This is a genomic window from Nocardia sp. CA-136227 (assembly GCF_050955695.1).
In the GTDB taxonomy this organism is placed as follows: Bacteria; Actinomycetota; Actinomycetes; order Mycobacteriales; family Mycobacteriaceae; genus Nocardia.
Genome location: NZ_CP192081.1, coordinates 6,212,476 through 6,231,029 on the forward strand (window position 1 = coordinate 6,212,476; position 18,554 = coordinate 6,231,029).

Consider the following 18,554-nt stretch of genomic DNA (forward strand, 5'->3'; position numbering starts at 1 on the left):
CCATTCCGTCCCAGACAGTCGGCGGGCCGGGTTACGATCCCCCGCGCAGACGAAGAACCGGCGGGAGGGCGACCGGCCGATGGCGATCATGGCGCGCGCGGCGAGCCTGCGCGGATACCGCGAACTCATCGACGAGCTGGGCGGCGACGGCGCGGCCCTGCTCCGGCGATTCGGGATCACCCCCGAGGCCATCGCCGACGGCGACGCCCTGGTTCCCGCCGAATCCCTGGGCCGGGCACTGAAAGTCGCCATGGAGTTCCTGGACCGCAACTACCCCGGCCCCGACCGGACCACGGCCGCGCGGGTCCGGGCGGCCATCGATCGCGCCCTGCTCGAATCCCGGGCCGACATCGACACCGTGGCCCGCATGCTCACCGTGCACGAGCGCACCCTGCAACGCGCATTGGCCGCCGAGGGAACGACTTTCACGGCCCTGCTCGACGCGGCCCGCCGCGATATCGCGCACCGGCTGCTGTGCGAGACCGATCTGCCGATGAGCCGCATCACCACCCTGATCGGGCTGCGCGAACAGTCCGCGCTGACCCGGGCGGTGCGGCGCTGGTACGGCCGGACGCCGCAACAGGTCCGGAACGCGGCCCGCGCGGTCGAACCACGCGGGGCCGGGACCGGTGTCGACCGACCTACGACGACGGGGCGATGAGGCGTTCGGAGAGCCCCCACAGGGCCGCGGCGGTGGCCGGGTCGGTGGCGTGCGGACTGGCCTGGGCGACAGCGCAATCCGCGAGGTAGCCGCCCGAGTGCGTGGTCAGGTCGGGGGCGGTCGCCGCCAGGACCGAGGTCGCGGCCGCTTCCGGGATCGTCTTCAGGGCGGTCACGGCCGAGGGATTGCGGGAGGTGAGTTTGCGCATCTCGGCGAAGTCCTCGCGGGACATGTGCCGGGACAGGTCGGTGGCGCACACGCCCGGGTGCACGGCGTAGGCGTGGATGCCCCGCTCCGCGCCTCGGGCCGCCAGTTCCACCGTCATCAGGATGTTCGCGGACTTGGATTGCCCGTAGCTCGCGAACTTGTCGTACTCGCGGCGCTCGAAGTTCGGGTCGTCGAGGTCGGCCGGGTACGCGTGATGCGCTGCCGAGGACACGGTGACGACGCGGCTCGCGGCACCGGACCGGTCCGCACCCGCCGACAGTGCGGGCAGCAGGCCGGTGGTGAGGGCGAAGTGGCCGAGATGGTTGGTGCCGAACTGCGATTCGAAGCCGTCGGCGGTGCGGCCGAACGGCGTGTACATCACCCCGGCGTTGTTGATCAGGAGGTGCAGCGCGGGCGCGCGCTCGGCCACGGCCCGCACGGCCGCGCGGACGCTGCCGAGATCGCTCAGGTCCAGCCCCACGACATCGACTGTCGCACCGGGAAACCGCTCACGGATACCGGCCGCGACCGTGCCCGCCGCGGCGGTGTCACGCGCGGCGAGCAGGACCGTGGCGCCGGCGGCCGCGAGGGCACGGGCGGTCTCGGCTCCGAGACCACCCGTGGTTCCCGTGACCAGGGCTACGCGACCGGTGAGGTCGATTCCGGCGATGACCTCATCGGTGTCCATCGCGTACCGCTCAGCCCGCGAGCTTCGCGAGGTTGGGGAAATTGCTCAGCTCCCAGCCGCCGTCCACCACCATGTCGATGCCCGTGACATAGGAGGCCTCGTCGGAGGCGAGGAACAGGCACGGGCCTGCGATCTGTTCCGCGGTCGCGGGCGCGCCCATCGGAATGCGGTCCAGGAACATCTGTTTGGCGGGCTCGTACCCCATGACCGCCGCGACCAGCGGGGTGTCCACCAGGCCGGGCAGCACGGCGTTCACCCGGATGCGGTGCTGCGCCAGTTCCAGGGCCGCGTTCTTGGAGAACATGACCACGCCCGCCTTACCCGTGGAGTACGGGCTGCCGCCGGGCATGGGGACCCGGGCGTCCAGGGACGAGATATTGACGATCGAGCCGCCACCGGTCGACTTCATCAGGCGCGCTTCGTGTTTGGTGCACAGGAAGACGCTCTTCTGGATGAGGTCGATGGTGAAGTCCCAATCCGCCTCGGTGAGGTCGGTGACCGCCCCGATGCGGGACGCGCCCGCGCAGTTGAAGGCGGCGTGCAGACCGCCGAACCGCGATGCGGCGACTCCGATTCCCGCCTCCACCTGGGCCTCGTCGGTGACATCGGTGACCGCCGGGACGAAGGCGTCACCGAGTTCGGCCGCCCGCTTCTCCAGTCCGGCCGCGTCGATGTCGAGGCCGACGACATTCCCGCCCTCGGCGATCACGGCGGCCGCGATGGCCGAACCGATGCCGGAGGCGGCGCCGGTGACGACCGCGGTGCGGCCCTCGAATCTGCGTGCGTTCATCGGGCACCCGCCTTCAGGAATTCGCCGGTCCGTTCCGTGCCGAGCGTCTCGGCCTTCTCGCCGAGCCCGAACACGAACTCGCCGTTGACCAGCACCGCGGTGACGGTCTCGTCATTGCGGTTGACCATGCGCGACAGGTTGTCGTACTCCGGAACCGGGTTCTCGGCGTAGGCGGTGAGGCTGTCGTCGAGCCGCTCGGGATCGATGATCAGCACATCGGCCCGGTCGCCCTCGCGCAGATGCCCGGCGTCGAGGTCGTACCAGTCGGCCAGCTCACCGGTGACCCGGTGCACGGCGTGCTCGACCGTCATGAACGGGTTGCCCGCCCGCTGCGCCCGCTGCACCCGCTCCAGCAGCCGCAGCCCGAAGTTGTAGAACGCCATGTTCCGCAGGTGCGCGCCCGCGTCCGAGAAGCCCAGCTGCACACTGGGATCCGCGGCCAGCACGTTCAGCACCTCGGGCCGGTGGTTGGAGATGGTGGTGCGCCAGCGCACCTTGGGCCCGTACTCCACCACCAGATCCAGGAAGGCGTCCACCGGGTGCACGCCGCCGCGATCCACGCCGACCTGACCGAAGGTCTTGCCGATCACGCTCTCATCGGGGCATTCGGTGATCTCGGCGTCGAAGAAGTCGCGGTGCCAGACTCGCGGGCCCCACTTCTTGTCGTAGTCCTTGCGGAACCAGCGCCGGTATTCCTCGTCGGCCAGCAGCGCGCGGCGTTCCTCGATCTGGTTGGACAGGTGCAGAGCCGCGGCGCCGGAACCGAATTCCTCGAACACCGGCAGGTCGATACCGTCGGAGTACACCTCGAACGGCACCGGCAGGTGCTGCCAGCGGAAGTCGCCGCCCAGCTTGTTGATGATCTTGCCGAGCAGCGGGAAGACCTTCACCACACCGGGAATGGCCTTGATGTCGGCCGCCGACAGCAGGCTCACCTTCAGGTGCGGGCGGAAGAAGCCGAGGCTGCTGGCCGCCATGCCGATCAGGCTCTGCGGCTTGGCCACGTCCGGACCGCCCTGCAACGCCCGCTTGCGATCGCGCAGAATGCGATTCAGGCGACGCCGCTCCTTGGCGGTGGCGTAGGTCGAGGGCAGGGTGCGCGAACGGCACACCTCGCCGTCGAGCTTGTCGAACAGCAGCTGCTGCGAGGACATGCCGACGAAGCCCGCGTCCAGGGCCTCGGTCAGCTTGTGCTCCATGGCCGTCAGCTCGTTCTCGGTCGGCTTCACCTTCGGGTCGGTGGCGCGGGTCAGACCCAGCTGCGCCGCCCGGATGTCCGAATGACCGATGAACGCGGCCACATTCGGGCCCAGCGGCAGCGACTCCAGCGCCGCCACATAGCTGTGCGCGCTGTTCCAGGTCTTGAGCGCGTCGACCGCCTCCACCACGTGCTTGCGCGGAATCGCCTCCACCCGGCCGAACAGGTCGCCCGCGTCCGAACCGCCGACGTGCACGGTGGACAGCGAGCACGAGCCCAGCAGCAGGGTGGTGACGCCGTGCCGCAGCGACTCCGACAGCGTCGGGTCGAGCAGCACCTCCACGTCGTAGTGGGTGTGGATGTCGATCATGCCAGGCATGACCCAGCGGCCGGTCGCGTCGATCACGCGCCCGCAGTCGGTTTCGTCCAGCGGCGCGGCCGAGACCGTCGCCACCCGGCCGTCACGGATGCCGAGATTGCGGATGGCCGACGGCGCGCCGGTTCCGTCGAACCAGCGGCCGTTCTTGATGATGGTGTCGTACACAGGAATTCACTTCCCCAGAGTGAGGTCGCGGCGCAGCACCTTGCCGGTGGCGTTGCGCGGCAGCGGATCCGCGGTGACCAGCCAGCGGGCGGGCACCTTGAAGTAGGCCAGTTGCTTGGCCACGTGGTCGCGTAGTTCGTCCTCGGTCAGCGCCTCCGGATCGTCGATCACGACGATGGCGGCCACCTCCTGACCGAGATCCTCGTGCGGGACACCGATCACGGCCGACTCTCGCACCAGCGGGTGCTCGTCGAGGACGTTCTCGATCTCCTGCGGGTAGACGTTCTCGCCGCCGCGCAGGATGAGATCCGAACGGCGGCCGGAGATGTAGAGCTTGCCGCCGCGCAGGGTGCCGTAGTCGCCGGTGCGCAGCCAGCGGTTCTCGTCGATGGCCGCCTTGGTGGCGTCCTCGTTGTTCCAGTAGCCGAGCATGACGTAGGGGCTGCGGATGCAGATCTCCCCCTCCTCGCCGTCGGGCACCGGCTTGCCGTCCGGATCCCGGACCTCCAGCGAGACGCCGACCACCGCGCGGCCCACGGTCTCGTTGTCGGCGGCCAGTTCCGGCGGGGTCGCCACGGTCGCGGCGGTGCCGGACTCGGTGCACCCGTAGCTGGTGGTCAGGCCCTGCAGCGCCACCGGGAACTTCTCGCGCAGCCGCTGCACCAGCGCCGGGGAGGACGGCGCGGAGTTCAGCGAGAACGCGGTCAGCGAGGACAGGTCGTACTTCGAGATGTCCACGCCCAGAATGCGGCTCGCCAGCGTCGGCACGGCCGCCCAGTTGGTGACCTGCTCGGTCTCGACCAGCTCGAGCAGCGATTCCGCGTCGAACTCGCCCGAGGTCGGGAAGACCACGGCATCACCGGTGGTGAGGCGCGGGATCGACAGGTTGTGCAGGCTCGCGATGTGGAACAGCGGCATGGTGGCCAGGTAGCGGCGGCCGGCCGGGGAACCGTCCCAGGCCTGGCCGCGGAAGCCGGCGGCCAGCGCGTCCATGAAGCGGTGGTAGTCGGCGACCGCCACCATGTTCCGCTGGGTGTGCACCACGCCCTTGGGGCGGCCGGTGGTGCCGGAGGTGTAGAGGATGATCGCCGGATCGTCCTCGGTCACCTCGGCGGCCGGGTTGCCACCCGCGAACTCCGCGATCAGCGCGGGCAGATCGGTCTCCATGGTCAGCACCGGGATGTCGGTGCCGGTCTCGGCGGCCAGCGCGGCGCGCTTGGCGTCGGCGATCACCACCTTCGGGGCGGAGTGCTCGAGACCGTACTCGATCTCGCGCGGCACCCACCAGGCGTTGTAGCCCACCGGGATCGCGCCCAGGCGCTGCGCGGCCCAGAAGGTCAGCACCCATTCGGGGGTGTTGGCGGCCAGGATGCCGATCCGGTCGCCCTTGCCGACGCCGTAGCGCTCGGCCAGCGCGGCCGCGAGCGCGCCCGCGGCGGCGTAGTGCTCGGCGAAGGTGTAGCGGGTGCGCGCGGACACGAGGTAGTCGAGTTCGCCCAGGTCACGGGAGGCGTCCAGCAGCTCCAGCAGCGACGCGTGGCGGTGCTTGAACACCGGCTGCGGCACGCCCAGCACCTGCTCGACCGTCATCTCGAACGGGCCGCCCGGGCCGGTCAGCTTTCCGGCGACCTGCGCGGCGAGCGCCTGGAGGTCAACTGCGTTGGTCATGAATCAAGTCCTCGAATCCTTGTGCGCGAACCGTGGCGGGTGATCGGAGTGAGGCCGGTCACGCCGCCCCCCGGACTGTATCGAAGGTCGCTTTCAGGTAGGCGTCGGCACGAGGCGAACCGATCAGGCCGGCCTCCATCCGGTTCATCGCGTAGGCGAAGGTGACCCGGTGGTCCAGGTCGTTGACCACCATCGACCCGCCGATCCCGGCCCACCAGCACACCCGGCCGTCCGGCACGTGCGGCGCGGTCTGCGGCTGCGGCAGGCCGTACCCGATGCCGAAGCGCAGCGGCACCATGATGGCCAGGTCCACGCCGTCGGACTGCTGCTCGAAGATGAGGTCGATGGTCTTGTCCGACAACAGCTTCCGGCCGCTCAGCTCGCCGCCATTGCTGATCAGCGACTGCAGCCGGGCGATGGAACGGGCATTGCCGTGCCCGCCCATGCCGCCCAGCTCGGCCTGCTGCCACTGCGGGGTGCCGCATTCGGCGAAGTCCAGCAGCGGCTGGAACAGGGTCTTGAACATGACGCTGTCCTGCGGCAGCAGCGACGGATCGAAGTCCGGCAGCTCCGGCGGGACCAGGGTCGCGACGCGGCCCAGATCCTCGGTGGCCATGCCGATGTGGAAGTCCGCGCCCAGCGGGCCCGCCAGCTCCTCGGCGAAGAAGCGGCCCAGCGGGCGCCCGGTGACCCGCTTGACCAGCGCGCCGAGCAGGTGGCCGTAGTTCATGGCGTGATAGCCCGACGCGGTGCCCGGCTCCCACCAAGGTTCCTGCGTCGCAAGGCGATCCGTGGCCGCGTCGGTGTCGTAGATGTCCGACAGCACGATCGGGGCCTCCCAGCTGGAGACGCCCGAGGTGTGCGACAGCAGGTGCCGCACCTCGATATCGGCTTTGCCGTTGGCGGCGAACTCCGGCCAGTAGTGGGCCACCTTCTGGTGCACGTCCAGCTCACCGCGGTCGACCAGCAGCAGCACACTCAGCGCGACCATGGTCTTGGTGATGGAGAAGGTGTTCACCACGGTGTCCGCGGCCCACGCCGTGGTCTTGCCCGGGTCGGCGTAACCGCCCCAGAGATCCACCACGGTCTCGCCGTCCACGGTCACGCAGACCGAGGCGCCCAGCTCCGCGCCCGACTCCACCTGCTCGGTGAAAGCGGTACGGACAGCTGCGAATTCGTCGGCACAGAATCCAGCGACGTTGCTCATCCCGACCGTTCCTCCCTTACGCCTCGACCAGCGCGCGACTGCGGACCGGCAGGCTGTTGCCCACGGCCGCCGCGCGGCGCGCGCCATCGGTGAGTTCCTTCTTCAGCTCGCGCACGTAGACGTCGAAGTCGATCTGGATCGTGTGCCGCGGCGAGTTGTAGTAGCGCTCGGCGCGCTCGGCCTCGGCCTTGGCCACGGCGGAGCTCATGTCGGCCTGCGACGGGAGGCGGTAGTTGCCAGACAGGTACGCCGCGACCAGCTTGGACTGCTGCTCGGCGAAGTTGACCAGGGTCGGCATCGGCTGGGCCAGACCGAGATAGAACAGATTGTCGATATCGGGCCTGACCATCTGACGCCACAGCGGCAGCTTGTTGCTGGTGTCGGGCTTCAGCGCCGAATCGGCGAAGAACGGGAAGCTGATGTGATAGCCGGTGGCGCACACGACCACGTCCACCTCTTCGGTGGAACCGTCCGCGAAGTGCACGACCTTGCCGTCGAGCTTGGTGATGGCGGGCTTGAAATCGATGTCGCCGCAACCGACCTTGTGCAGGAACTCCTCACTGGCCGACGGATGCGCCTCGAAGGGCAGGTGATCCGGCTTGGGCAGGCCGTAATCCTCCATGCGGCCGCGGTTCTTGACCACGAAGCGCTGCTTGAGCTTGAGCGCCAGCTTCTGCGGCATCCAGGACGGCACCACCTGGGTGTCGCCGACCTTGCCGCCGACGTACTTGGGCAGCACCCACACGCCACGGCGGGCCGAGACCCACAGCTTGTCGGCGATGAACTTCTGCGACAGCTCGCAGGCGACGTCCAGACCCGAATTGCCCATGCCCACCACGACGATTCGCTTGCCGCGCATGTCGATCGGGTCGAAGGGGTCGTTGTAGGAGTGCGAGTGGATCAGGGTGCCGTCGAACTCGCCCGGGTAGTCGGGGGTGCGCGGATCCCAGTGGTGGCCGTTGGCCACGATCAGGGCGTCGTAGGTCTCGACGGTGCCCTGGTCGGTGGTGACCGTCCACAGGCCGTCGGCGGCGCGATCGGCCGAGGTCACCTTGTGGTTGAACCGGATTCGGTCGCGGAGGCCGAAGTGCTCGACGTAATCCTTGAAGTACTGGTGCAACTGGCTGTGGTGCGGGAAGTCCGGCCACTCGTCGGGCGCCGGGAAGTCCTCGAACTGCAGACGGAACTTCGAGGTGTCGATGTGCAGGCTCTGGTAGCAGGCCGACATCCCGTTCGGGTTCTTGTAGTACCAGTTGCCGCCCACCTCATCGGAGGCTTCGTAGCAGTCGAAGGGGATGCCGTATTCGGCCATGCGCTTCGCGGCGGTGATGCCCGAGGGGCCCGCGCCGATGATGGCGACCCGGGGTAGCTCGCGGTTCTGTGCGGATTTCGCAGCCAATTCACTCTCCTGATTCGGCGACGGGTCTGAGAGCCCTGCCGGACGTGACGTGCCACACACGCTAACACTCACTAGACAGTGTGTCTAGTGAGTGAACTTGCGTCTATCATTCAAGCGTGACCCGATCCGATGTAGACCACCCCGAAACCCCGCGGCGCACCTCGCTGCGCGACGAACAGAAACGGCTCACCCGCAGCCGGCTCATCGACGCCGCCAAGCAGCTGTTCACCGAGCAGGGCTACGCGCCGGTCCGCGTCGACGACATCGCCGCCGCCGTCGGCTGCAGCCGCGCCACCTTCTACCTGCACTTCACCGGGAAACCGGACGTGCTGCGGGCCATCGCCGAACAGGGCACGCTGCCCAGCGTCCGGAACTTCTACGAGGACCTCGACCACGTGCTCGACACCGGCTCGCGCGAGGAATTCGCGGCGTGGATGCGCCGGGCCATCGACTGGTTCCAGGAATACAAGGACCTGCTCCCCGCCTGGGACGAGGCCACCACCCTCGAACCCGAATTCCGCGAAGTGGCCAAGGAGGGCATCATGTCGCTGCCCAGCGTCATGAGCTCCTACCTGTCGCGCTGGCCCGCCGATCGTCAGGAGGAGGCGCGCCTGCGCGTCGAACTCCTGGTCGCCCAGCTGGAACGCTTCTTCACCCGCTGGGCCATGCAGGGCACCATCGACGTCTCGGCCGACGAGGCCGCCGCCGTTCTCACCGATATCTGGTACCCGGCGCTCCAGACGCCGAAGGGCTAATTCGAGACCGGTGTGACGCGGGCGCGATCCAGTTCCCAGAACGCGCGCAGCGTAATGATTTTCCCGTCCGCGTTCACGCGGTAGACGGCCACCAGATCGACTTCGACGCTCACCTCGGGGCGCGTACTGCGAATGGTTCCGGTGAAGGCCGCCTCGTCGCCGCAGGCGAAGGAATCCGACCAGGTGAATTCGATTCGGCTGGGCTCGATCGCCAGATCCCAGAATGCCGCGATGGCCGCGTGCCCGGAATGCCCGTGACCCACCGGGTCGTACGGGGAGACGCCGACGGGATCCTCGACACGGGCGTCATCGGCGAACAGGGCCAGCCACTCGTCCTTGCGCTTGGCGCGCACCGCCGCCTGCGAGGCGAGTCCGGCACGGCGAGCGGGATGTTCGGGCGACATCCCGCCATCCTGACCGCCACTCGCGCGGACCGAACCGGCAAATTCCGGTGAGCGGGATGGCGAGTGCGCGAAATAGACTCGGGCCGGCGTCGAATGACGCCGGCCCGAGATCTGAAAATCAATTGTTTTAGAGATCAGCGGGAGAACGAGGAACCGCTGTAACCCAGACCCGCGCCCTGATCGGTCGGCTGGGTGTTGTTGACCAGCGCCTGGCACTGCTCGACCGTCTGACCCGCCTGGATGCAGGCCGCCCACGGGTCGTAGATCGTGGGGAAATCGGCGGCGGCGGTGGCGGCCGGGCCGGCGATACCGCCCGCGATCACAGCGGCGACGACAAGCTTCTTCACGTGGGAATCCTCCAGAGTCTTTACCGAATTGCGGTAAAGGTTGCCACGCGAATCCGAAAATCACCAAGCGGTACGGGAATTCGGCGTGGGAATTAGGGCAGAACCCCTAATCCCCACGGGACGGAAGGGACCGATCAGGCAACTCGGACGTCGGCCGCCGAGGTGTCGGCCGTCAAGGATTCGACGGCCCTGTAATAGCGATCGGCGAGCAGGCGCACCACCGACGGGTGCACGCCGATCGGCTCGGCGACGCCGTCCGCGCCCGCCTCGTGCAGGCGCTGATGGAACAGGCCGTGCGCGAGCAGGTACGAGGCCACGAAGACCCGGCGCGCGCCCGCGGCCCGGACCCGGGCCACCACTTCGGGGACCTTGGGCTCGCCGGTGGCGATGTAGGCCAGATGGGCCGGCGTGCCGACCCGCTCGGAGAGCAGGTTGGCGGCGCGCTGCACATCCTGGCGCGCCCGGGCGTCCGAGGAGCCCGCGGCGGCGAAGACCACCGCGTCCCCCGGCCGCCAGCCCGCCGCGCGCAGCCGCAGGTGCATGACCTCGGCCAGCGCCGGGTCCGGACCCATGGCCTGGGTGACCGCGACCGCGTCGTGCGCACTCGCGGCCACCTCTCGCGGCACATCCTGATACACGTGGTAGCCCGAGGCCAGAAAGGCCGGAACCACCACGGCGGGAACCGGATCCAGATCCCGCAACACCTCGGCCGGGGACGGGCCCAGCACGTCCACGAACGCGGTCCGCACCTGCGGCGCGGCCGTGATCGCCACTTCACGCAACGATGCCGATGCGGCCCCGAAATCGGCACCGGCACCTGTCCCGGACAGCCGGGCCGCGTGTGCGAGCGCCGAGGCGCCCAGCTCCCGCGCGACCGCCTCGGCCAGCTCGGCGATCATCTCCACACCGCGCGCGCTGCGGGTGCCGTGGGCGACCAGCACCAGCGCGGGGGCGCTCACCACGCACCCCGCGGCGGACGGACGGCTCCCGACCCCGGCGGGATGCCGGGAGAGCCGTACGAGCGGGGCGGGAAAGCCTGCCGTGATACCGAACTCGACTGTGTGGCATTGGGATTCGACGGGCGCGACGCCGACACGGCGCGAGCGGTGGCCGCCGACCGGGCCGAGCCGGCCGCCGGACCCGCGACCGGGGTCACGGGTGCCGCGCTGCCGGGCTGCGCCGGAAGACCAACGGGGCGAACATCATTCGCCGGGGACGCCGATCGCACCGGGGCCGCGCCCGGTCGCGCCGCCCCGGTGCTCGGGCCCGCCGGAGCGGGCGCCGATCGCAGCGGCGCGGCGGTGGACCGCGCCACCGGCGACGGGGCCGCGGACGGGTGAGCCGTGCCGTTGACGGCCGACGGGGCGCCCGGGCGGCGAGGAGCCACGGCGGGCGGGGTGTCGGTCAGCGGCTGCCGGGTGCCCGGGATCCGCGACGCCGGGACCTCGCGACGGGCGCCCAGACCGGTGCTCCGAGCCGGGCCCGCCTGGCGGGCAACGGGATTCGCGGCCTCATGCGGATTGTCGATGCACTCGGCCGGGTCCAGGGCGAGACGGTACCCGCGCTTGACGACGGTCTGGATGGCCTTGGGGGTGCCCAGACCCGCCCGCAACCGGGCGATCGCGGTCTCCACGGCGTGGGTGTCGTCGCCACCGCCGGGGAGGGCGGCGAGCAGGTCCTCACGGGAGACAACGCGGCCGGGCTGGCGGGCCAGCGAACGCATGAGCGCCATCGGCGCGGGAGCCAGCTGCCGCACCTGACCATCCACCACGACGCAGCCGCCGCGGACGCTCAGGACGTGACCGGCGGCCTGAATCCGGTTGGCGCGCCGGGGCAGTTCCTCGGCGACGTGCCGGGCCAGGGCGCCCAGGCGCGCACGACCGGGGCTCGTGGTGGGCACGCCCAGCTCCTCCAGCGGCGCGGCCGTGATCGGGCCGACGCAGGCGGGCAGCACGCGGGTGCGGAAGGCGTGCAGTACCGCCTCCAGCAGACCGGTTTCCTTGGCGCGCATGAGAAGTGACGCGACGGCCGGGGCGCTGGTGAAGGTCACGCAGTCCAGTCCGGCCGTGACGATCCCCTCGATGAGGCGATCCATCGGGGTGCGGTCGTCCGGCGGGATCCACCGGTAGACGGGCACCGGAACCACGTCGGCTCCGGCGCAGCGCAGCACCTCGCAGAAGTCGGGGACGGGCTCCCATTCGGTGGTCGCGCCGTGCAGCTGCACCGCGATCCGCACTCCCTCGACGCCCTGCGCCAGCAGGTGATCGAGCACCTCGGCACTGGATTCCGAAGCGGGAGACCATTCTTCGCGCAGCTCGGCCGCGCGGATGGCGCCCTTGGCCTTGGGGCCGCGGGCCAGCATGCGGGTCGAGGCCAGCGTGGAGCGCAGCTCCTCGGCCAGGCCCCAGCCCTCCGCGGCCTCCATCCAGCCGCGGAAACCGATGCCGGTGGTGGCGACCGCGATCTGCGGCGGGTCGGCGACCAGCTGTCGCGTCACCCGCTCCAGCTCGTTGTCGTCGGCAAGGGGAATGATCCGGATGGCCGGGGCGGACACGACATTCGCGCCCCGGCGGGCCAGCAGGGTGCCGAGTTCGTCGGCACGCCGGGCAGCCGTGATGCCGACCGTGAAACCGGCCAGCGGAGTACCGCCGTCGACCTCGGTCATGCGGTACCGCCGACGAATTGCACGGGGTCGTTCGACACCGCGACCACGCCGTCCTCCACGCGCACCGCGTAGACCGGCAGGGAGATGGCGTCGTCGTCCAGGCAGCGCCCGTCGATCAGCGAGAACGCCTGCTTGAGCAGCGGGGACGCCACGACGGGCACGCCGCCGCGGTCGCCGACCAGGCCGCGCGACATGACCGCCGCGCGCCCGAACGGATCGATATTGCCGACGGCGAACAGCGTGCCGTCGGTGGTGAGGAACAGGGCCGCCTGGCGGCCGCCCTTCAGCAGCACCGCCACGCCGCGGCCGGGAATCAGATAGTCCTGCCGGCAGGCCTGGGTCCACCCCGAGGTGGTGGTGACTGCGGTGCCGGGTGTGTCGATCACGGTCATCGGTAACTCTCCTCCGAACGCCTTACCTATTGGTACCGGCGCCCTGTTTCCAAGTCGTTAAGCAGTCATTTCCCGGTTGTGGCGGCTTCTGTGGCCTGGGCCGCACCGACCGGAAGCTCCGGAATGCCGAGCAGGACGGGCACCTTGCGCTCGCCGCTCTCGTCGAAGCCGATGGTCGGGTCCGACTCCTCGGGGGCGTTGACGAAGGACACGAAGCGCGACAGCTTGCCCTCGTCCTCGAGCACGGCGGCCCACTCGTCCTTGTAGCCGTCCACGTGCTTGGCCATGGCGGCCTCCAGGTCGGCGGCGATGCCCAGGCTGTCCTCGCAGACGACGGCCTTGAGGTAGTCGATGCCGCCCTCCAGGGCCTCCTGCCACGGCGCGGTGCGCTGCAGGCGGTCCGCGGTGCGGATGTAGAACATCAGGTAGCGGTCGATGTACTTGATCAGGGTCTCGTCGTCGAGCTCGCCGGCCAGCAGCACCGCGTGCTTCGGGGTCAGACCGCCGTTGCCGCCGACGTACAGGTTCCAGCCGTTCTCGGTGGCGATGACGCCGACGTCCTTGCCGCGCGCCTCCGCGCACTCACGGGCGCAACCCGACACGGCCAGCTTCAGCTTGTGCGGGGAACGCAAACCGCGGTAACGCTTTTCGAGCAGCACCGCCATGCCGACCGAGTCCTGCTGGCCGTAGCGGCACCAGGTCGAGCCGACGCAGGACTTCACCGTGCGCAGCGACTTGCCGTAGGCGTGGCCGGACTCCATGCCCACGTCCACCAGGCGCTTCCAGATCAGCGGCAGCTGCTCGACGCGGGCGCCGAACAGGTCGATGCGCTGACCGCCGGTGACCTTCACATACAGGTCGAATTCCTTGGCGATCTCACCGATGGTGATGAGCTGGTCGGCGGTCACCTCACCGCCGGGCATCCGCGGCACGACCGAGTAGGTGCCGTTCTTCTGCAGGTTGGCCAGGAAGTGGTCGTTGGTGTCCTGCAGCGAGGCCTGCTCGCCGTCGAGGATGTGATCGCTCGAGGTGGAGGCCAGGATGGAGGCCACCGTCGGCTTGCAGATGTCGCAGCCGGCGCCCTTGCCGTGCTTGGCGATCAGCGCCGAGAAGGTGCGGATGCCGGTCGACTGGATGATGTGGAACAGCTCGGCGCGCGACTGCGAGAAGTGCTCGCACAGCGACTTGGAGACCTCGACGCCCGACTGCTCCAGCAGCTTCTTGAGCATGGGAACGCAACCGCCGCAGGAGGTTCCGGCATTGGTGCAGCTCTTGATGGCCGGGACGTCGCAGGCGCCGTCGGCGATCGCGCCGCAGATGGAACCCTTCGAGACGTTGTTGCAGGAGCAGATCTGCGCGTCGTCGGGCAGCGCGTCCGCGCCCAGTTCCGCACCGGCCGGGGAGATCAGCGCGGCCGGATCGGCGGGCAGCGGACGGCCGACCAGCGGACGCAGCGCCGAGTACTGGGTGGCGTCACCGACCAGGATGCCGCCGAGCAGGGTCTGCGCGTCGTCGGAGACGACCAGCTTGGCGTAGGTGCCCTTGGCGGCGTCGTGCAGCACCACCGACAGCGCGCCCTCGGTCCTGGCGTGCGCGTCACCGAAGGAGGCCACGTCCACGCCGAGCAGCTTCAGCTTGGTCGACATGTCCGCGCCCGGGAACTCGCCCTCGCCGCCGAGCAGGCGGTCCGCGACCACCTCGGCGGTGCTGTAACCCGGGGCCACCAGGCCGTAGCAGACGCCCTGGACCGCGGCCACCTCACCGATGGCGTAGATGCTCGGGTCCGAGGTGCGCAGGCCCAGGTCGGTGATGACACCGCCGCGCGGGCCGACCTCGATGCCGGCGGTCTTGGCGATCTCGTCGCGGGGACGCACACCGGCGGCGAAAACCACCAGCGCGGCCCGCAATTCACTCTCGTCGGACAGCTTCACCGACAGCTTCTCGGCGAGCGCGGCATCGGCGACGATCTCGACCGAGGAGGTGCCGACGCCGGTGTGCACCTCCAGGCCGAGCTCGGTGACCAGCTTCTCCAGGATCGCGCCGCCGCCCTCGTCGACCTGGGCGGGCATCAGCCAGTTGTTGTACTCGATCACGTGCGGGGTCATGCCCAGCAGGCGCAGCGCGTTGGCCGCCTCCAGACCGAGCAGACCGCCGCCGACCACGACGCCGACCGCGCCCGGACCGGCCGCCTCGGCGGTGGCCCGGATGCCGTCGAGGTCCTCGAGGGTGCGGTAGACGTAGCAGCCCTCGGCGTCGGCGCCCGGCACCGGCGGCACCCAGGCGTAGGAGCCGGTGGCCAGCACCAGCGCGTCGTAGCCGATCACGTCGCCGGTGGAGGTGGTGACCTTGCGGGCCGCCTTGTCGATGCTGTCCGCGCGCTGGCCCAGCCGCACCTCGACCAGCTCGTCACCCTCGTAGTCGTTGCCGGGCAGCGCCAGCGCCGAGGTCTCCCAGATGCCGACGTAGGACGAGAGCCCGACGCGGTCGTAGGCGGCCAGCTTCTCCTCGCTGAGCACGATGACCTGCCACACGCCGGCCTCGTCGCGGGAGCGCAGGGCTTCCACGAAGCGGTGTCCGACCATGCCGTGGCCGACCACTACGACGGTCTTGCGTTCGATGTTGTTGGTCATGACGGTCCCTTTCGAGAACGGGCAGGTCAGGCGCGAGCCGACGTAGCGGACGAAGCGGGGTTGGATGCAAGATCGGCTGCGGCGGAGTGGGATTCGGCCTCGAGGACCACGGCCTCCGCCTCGACGACGACATCGGCGCCAGAGGTCTCGGCGGACAGCGCCCGCAGGCTCGGACGGCGCATGAAGACCGCCCAGCAGACCACGCCGCACAGCACGTAGAAGGCCATGAAGACCCAGAAGGCGGTGGTCGCGGACTTGGTGGAGGCGTAGGAGGTGCGCAGCATCAGGTTGATGCCGACGCCGCCCAGGGCGCCGATGGCGCCGACGAACCCGATCAGCGCGCCCGAGGTGTTGCGGGCCCATGCCGCGCGGCTGGCCGAATCACCTTCCAGCGAGCGGGATTTGGCCTCGAACACCGAGGGGATGATCTTGGTGACCGCGCCGTTGCCGAAACCGGAGATCACGAACAGCGCAGTGAAGCCGATGATCATGGCCACCAGCACCCCGCCCGTCGGGTGCCCGGCGCGATCGCCGAGAGTCGAGGCCACCGCGACCACCACGGCCGCGGCCGTCATCGCGACGAAGGTGAACAGCGTGACCTTGCTGCCGCCGATGCGGTCGGCCCACTTGCCGCCGTAGGGGCGGGCCAGCGAACCCAGCAGCGGGCCGATGAAGGCGATCTGCGCGGCGTGCAGCGCGGCGGCGGCGACGGTCGCGCCGTCGGCCTTGAAGGTGATCTGCAGGACCTGGCCGAACGCGAAGCTGTAGCCGATGAACGAACCGAAGGTGCCGATGTAGAGGAAGGCGATCGCCCACGACTGCGGGATCCGCAGCGCCTTGATCATGTAGGACAGGTCGGCCTTCTGGTTCTTGACGTTGTCCATGAACAGGGCCGCGCCCAGCGCCGCCACCACGATCAGGACCAGGTAGACCGCGCACACCACCGAGGCATTGCCGTAGTGGTTGCCCAGGGTCGCGATGACCGCCAGGCCGATCAGCTGCACCACCGGCACGCCGATATTGCCGCCGCCCGCGTTCATGCCCAGCGCCCAGCCCTTGAGCCGCTGCGGGTAGAAGACGTTGATGTTGGACATCGACGAGGAGAAGTTGCCGCCGCCCAGGCCGGCGAAGGCCGCCACCACCAGGAAGGTGGTGTAGGAGGTCCCCGGCTGATTGATGAAGTACAGCGTCAGCAGCGCGGGGATGAGCAGCAGCAGCGCGGACACGATGGTCCAGTTGCGGCCACCGAACTTCGCGGTCAGCACGGTGTAGGGGATCCGCATGAACCCGCCGACCAGCGTCGGGATCGCGCCCAGGAAGAACTTGCCGGCCGGATCGATGTGGAAGACGTCGGTCGGCATGAACAGCACCATGACCGACCAGATCGACCACACCGAGAACCCGATGTGCTCGGCGAAGACCGACCAGATCAGATTGCGGCGCGCGATGTCCTTACCACCGGCTTCCCAAGCCACGACATCTTCGGCATCCCAATGCTCGATGTCGCGCTTGCGGGTCAGCGTCGTCAACAAGAGGCCCTCCTGAAATCTGGATGGCCCCAAGGTAGAAAACGGGTATTGCGCCCGTGCTGCGCGAAATGTCCGGCAAATCAACGGTTGCTCACGAAATCCGGGATTACGGCGTGAGATCCGGTCTTATGTTTCGCCTATGTGACACAACGGTTTCCGGCGGTCACAAAATGCCTGAAAACGAGTTTCCGAGCCGTGAGGTGAGAGCCTTGCCACACAGCATGGCCCCAACCTCACGACTCGGCAACTCGAAAAGTGAAATTCCGGCTAGCTCCGGGTGACCGTCAGTTCCAGCTGTCTTCCAGGAAACGCGGCTTGCACGCGACCCACGCGCCGGCCATCAGAATCAGCACCGCCACCGTGAGGAAGGCGAACGGCACCGGCCAGCCGCCGGTCATGGTGTGCAGCGTGCCGAACAACAGCGGACCCACGCACGCCACCGAGTAGCCGACACCCTGGGTGAAGCCCGACAGCGCGGCCGAACCGGCGCCGGTGCGGGTCCGCAGGTTGATCAGCGTCAGCGCCATCGGGAAGGTCGACGGGCCCAGGCCCAGCGCCAGCACCCACACCAGCGGGGCGCTCATCGGCGCGAACAGCAGGCCGGCGAAACCGATGAAGAAGAACACCGCGCAGCCGATCACCACCGGGAACGGATTGGCCATGCGGCCCACCACGATCGGCGCGCTCAAGGCCGCGACCAGGCCGATCAGCGCGAAGATGCCGACCATCGAGCCGCCGAACGCCGCGTCCGCACCCGCGTCGCCGAAGATCGTGGGCAGCCAGGTGAACATCGAATAGGTGATCAGCGAGGTCATGCCGAACATGAAGGCCATGCCCCAGGCCAGCGGCGAGCGCCACACCTTGCCGGTGGACTCGGCCGGGTCCGCGGGCAGCTCGGTGGTGTCGAACCGGGCGTTCGCGCGGCGGGTGCGCAGCACCGCGATCCACGGCAGCGCGGCGGCGAAGGCCAGCGCGGCCCACATGCCCAGCGACAACCGCCAGCCGTGCGCGTCCGCGATCGGGACCGTGATCAGCGCCGGGAACACCGTGCCCAGCTGCACCATCACGATGTAGACGGAGCTGAGCAGCGCCAGCCGATCCGAGAAGTACCGCTTGACCAGCGGCGGGATAACCACATTGCCGATGCCCATACCGGCCAGCGCGAAAGCCGAGAAGGCCAGCAGCTGCCAGGTGTCCGGCACCAGGGCGCGCAGCACCGAGCCGATGCCGGTCATGAGCATGGCCGCCAGCGCGGTCATCTCCAGGCCGAATCGGCGCGAGAGCACGGGGGTGAGCAGGCCGCCGAGGGCGAACATAGCGGTCGGCAGCATGCCGAAGACGCCGACCACGGCGGTGGAATAGCCGATGTCATCGCCGATGCGGGCGGCCAGCGGGGTGAACGCGGTGACCGCGATACGCAGGGTCAGCGCGGACATGACGATGGCGACCAGCACCAGCAGGCGACCCTCG

At 69.4% G+C, this 18,554-nt stretch carries 15 protein-coding genes and 1 pseudogene; 2 read left to right on the forward strand and 14 right to left on the reverse strand.

The annotated features are described in order from the left end of the window. Positions 1-79: 79 nt before the first annotated feature. On the forward strand, positions 80-661 hold the full coding sequence (locus ACQP06_RS28825) for a helix-turn-helix domain-containing protein (protein ID WP_433667786.1): 582 nt from the start codon (positions 80-82) through the stop codon (positions 659-661). Here ACQP06_RS28825 and ACQP06_RS28830 read toward each other — a convergent pair. The 6 genes from ACQP06_RS28830 to ACQP06_RS28855 are packed head-to-tail and all read right to left on the reverse strand — an operon-like array spanning position 642 to position 8,362. Beyond that, the gene (locus tag ACQP06_RS28830) at positions 642-1,556 is read right to left on the reverse strand and encodes an SDR family NAD(P)-dependent oxidoreductase (protein WP_433667788.1); all 915 of its coding nucleotides are present in this window, start codon (positions 1,554-1,556) and stop codon (positions 642-644) included. The genes ACQP06_RS28825 and ACQP06_RS28830 overlap by 20 nt on opposite strands. A 10-nt stretch (positions 1,557-1,566) precedes the next feature. Further along, a complete protein-coding gene (locus ACQP06_RS28835) occupies positions 1,567-2,346 on the reverse strand; it encodes an SDR family NAD(P)-dependent oxidoreductase (RefSeq protein WP_433667790.1) in 780 nt (259 codons plus the stop codon). Then, complete coding sequence (locus tag ACQP06_RS28840; RefSeq protein ID WP_433667792.1) at positions 2,343-4,088, reverse strand: N-acyl-D-amino-acid deacylase family protein; 1,746 nt, start codon at positions 4,086-4,088, stop codon at positions 2,343-2,345. The genes ACQP06_RS28835 and ACQP06_RS28840 overlap by 4 nt, the downstream gene beginning before the upstream one ends. Before the next feature lie 6 nt (positions 4,089-4,094). Next, positions 4,095-5,756: a class I adenylate-forming enzyme family protein gene (locus tag ACQP06_RS28845; protein WP_433667794.1), complete on the reverse strand. Its 1,662-nt coding sequence runs from the start codon at positions 5,754-5,756 to the stop codon at positions 4,095-4,097. Between the two features lie 58 nt (positions 5,757-5,814). Continuing rightward, positions 5,815-6,963, reverse strand: coding sequence for a serine hydrolase domain-containing protein (locus tag ACQP06_RS28850; RefSeq protein ID WP_433667796.1), 1,149 nt, complete (start codon positions 6,961-6,963; stop codon positions 5,815-5,817). A 16-nt stretch (positions 6,964-6,979) separates the two neighbouring features. Further along, positions 6,980-8,362 (reverse strand): flavin-containing monooxygenase, encoded by a 1,383-nt coding sequence (locus ACQP06_RS28855; RefSeq protein ID WP_433667798.1) that lies wholly within the window; start codon positions 8,360-8,362, stop codon positions 6,980-6,982. 116 nt (positions 8,363-8,478) lie between these two features. Here ACQP06_RS28855 and ACQP06_RS28860 point away from each other — a divergent pair, with 116 nt between their 5' ends. Next, on the forward strand, positions 8,479-9,117 hold the full coding sequence (locus ACQP06_RS28860; protein WP_433667799.1) for a TetR/AcrR family transcriptional regulator: 639 nt from the start codon (positions 8,479-8,481) through the stop codon (positions 9,115-9,117). On the opposite strand, the gene ACQP06_RS28865 is transcribed toward ACQP06_RS28860, so the two are convergent. From ACQP06_RS28865 to ACQP06_RS28900, 8 genes and pseudogenes are all read right to left on the reverse strand, one after another. Continuing rightward, positions 9,114-9,521, reverse strand: a complete 408-nt coding sequence (locus ACQP06_RS28865; protein ID WP_433667801.1) for a nuclear transport factor 2 family protein — start codon at positions 9,519-9,521, stop codon at positions 9,114-9,116. The genes ACQP06_RS28860 and ACQP06_RS28865 overlap by 4 nt on opposite strands. A gap of 134 nt (positions 9,522-9,655) precedes the next feature. Continuing rightward, positions 9,656-9,868, reverse strand: a complete 213-nt coding sequence (locus ACQP06_RS28870) for a hypothetical protein (RefSeq protein WP_433667802.1) — start codon at positions 9,866-9,868, stop codon at positions 9,656-9,658. A gap of 134 nt (positions 9,869-10,002) precedes the next feature. Continuing rightward, positions 10,003-10,827 (reverse strand): sirohydrochlorin chelatase, encoded by an 825-nt coding sequence (locus ACQP06_RS28875; RefSeq protein ID WP_433667804.1) that lies wholly within the window; start codon positions 10,825-10,827, stop codon positions 10,003-10,005. Positions 10,828-11,378: 551 nt separating this feature from the next. Further along, positions 11,379-12,533, reverse strand: a pseudogene (locus tag ACQP06_RS28880) (uroporphyrinogen-III synthase); the annotation flags it as partial. Then, positions 12,530-12,925, reverse strand: a complete 396-nt coding sequence (gene nirD, locus ACQP06_RS28885; RefSeq protein WP_357283661.1) for a nitrite reductase small subunit NirD — start codon at positions 12,923-12,925, stop codon at positions 12,530-12,532. The pseudogene ACQP06_RS28880 and the gene nirD, both read right to left, overlap by 4 nt. 65 nt (positions 12,926-12,990) lie before the next feature. Continuing rightward, complete coding sequence (gene nirB, locus ACQP06_RS28890; protein WP_433673454.1) at positions 12,991-15,543, reverse strand: nitrite reductase large subunit NirB; 2,553 nt, start codon at positions 15,541-15,543, stop codon at positions 12,991-12,993. Positions 15,544-15,581: 38 nt separating this feature from the next. Further along, positions 15,582-17,087, reverse strand: a complete 1,506-nt coding sequence (locus tag ACQP06_RS28895; protein WP_433667806.1) for a nitrate/nitrite transporter — start codon at positions 17,085-17,087, stop codon at positions 15,582-15,584. Between the two features lie 281 nt (positions 17,088-17,368). Next, positions 17,369-18,520 (reverse strand): MFS transporter, encoded by a 1,152-nt coding sequence (locus ACQP06_RS28900; RefSeq protein WP_433673455.1) that lies wholly within the window; start codon positions 18,518-18,520, stop codon positions 17,369-17,371. Between the last annotated feature and the right edge of the window lie 34 nt (positions 18,521-18,554).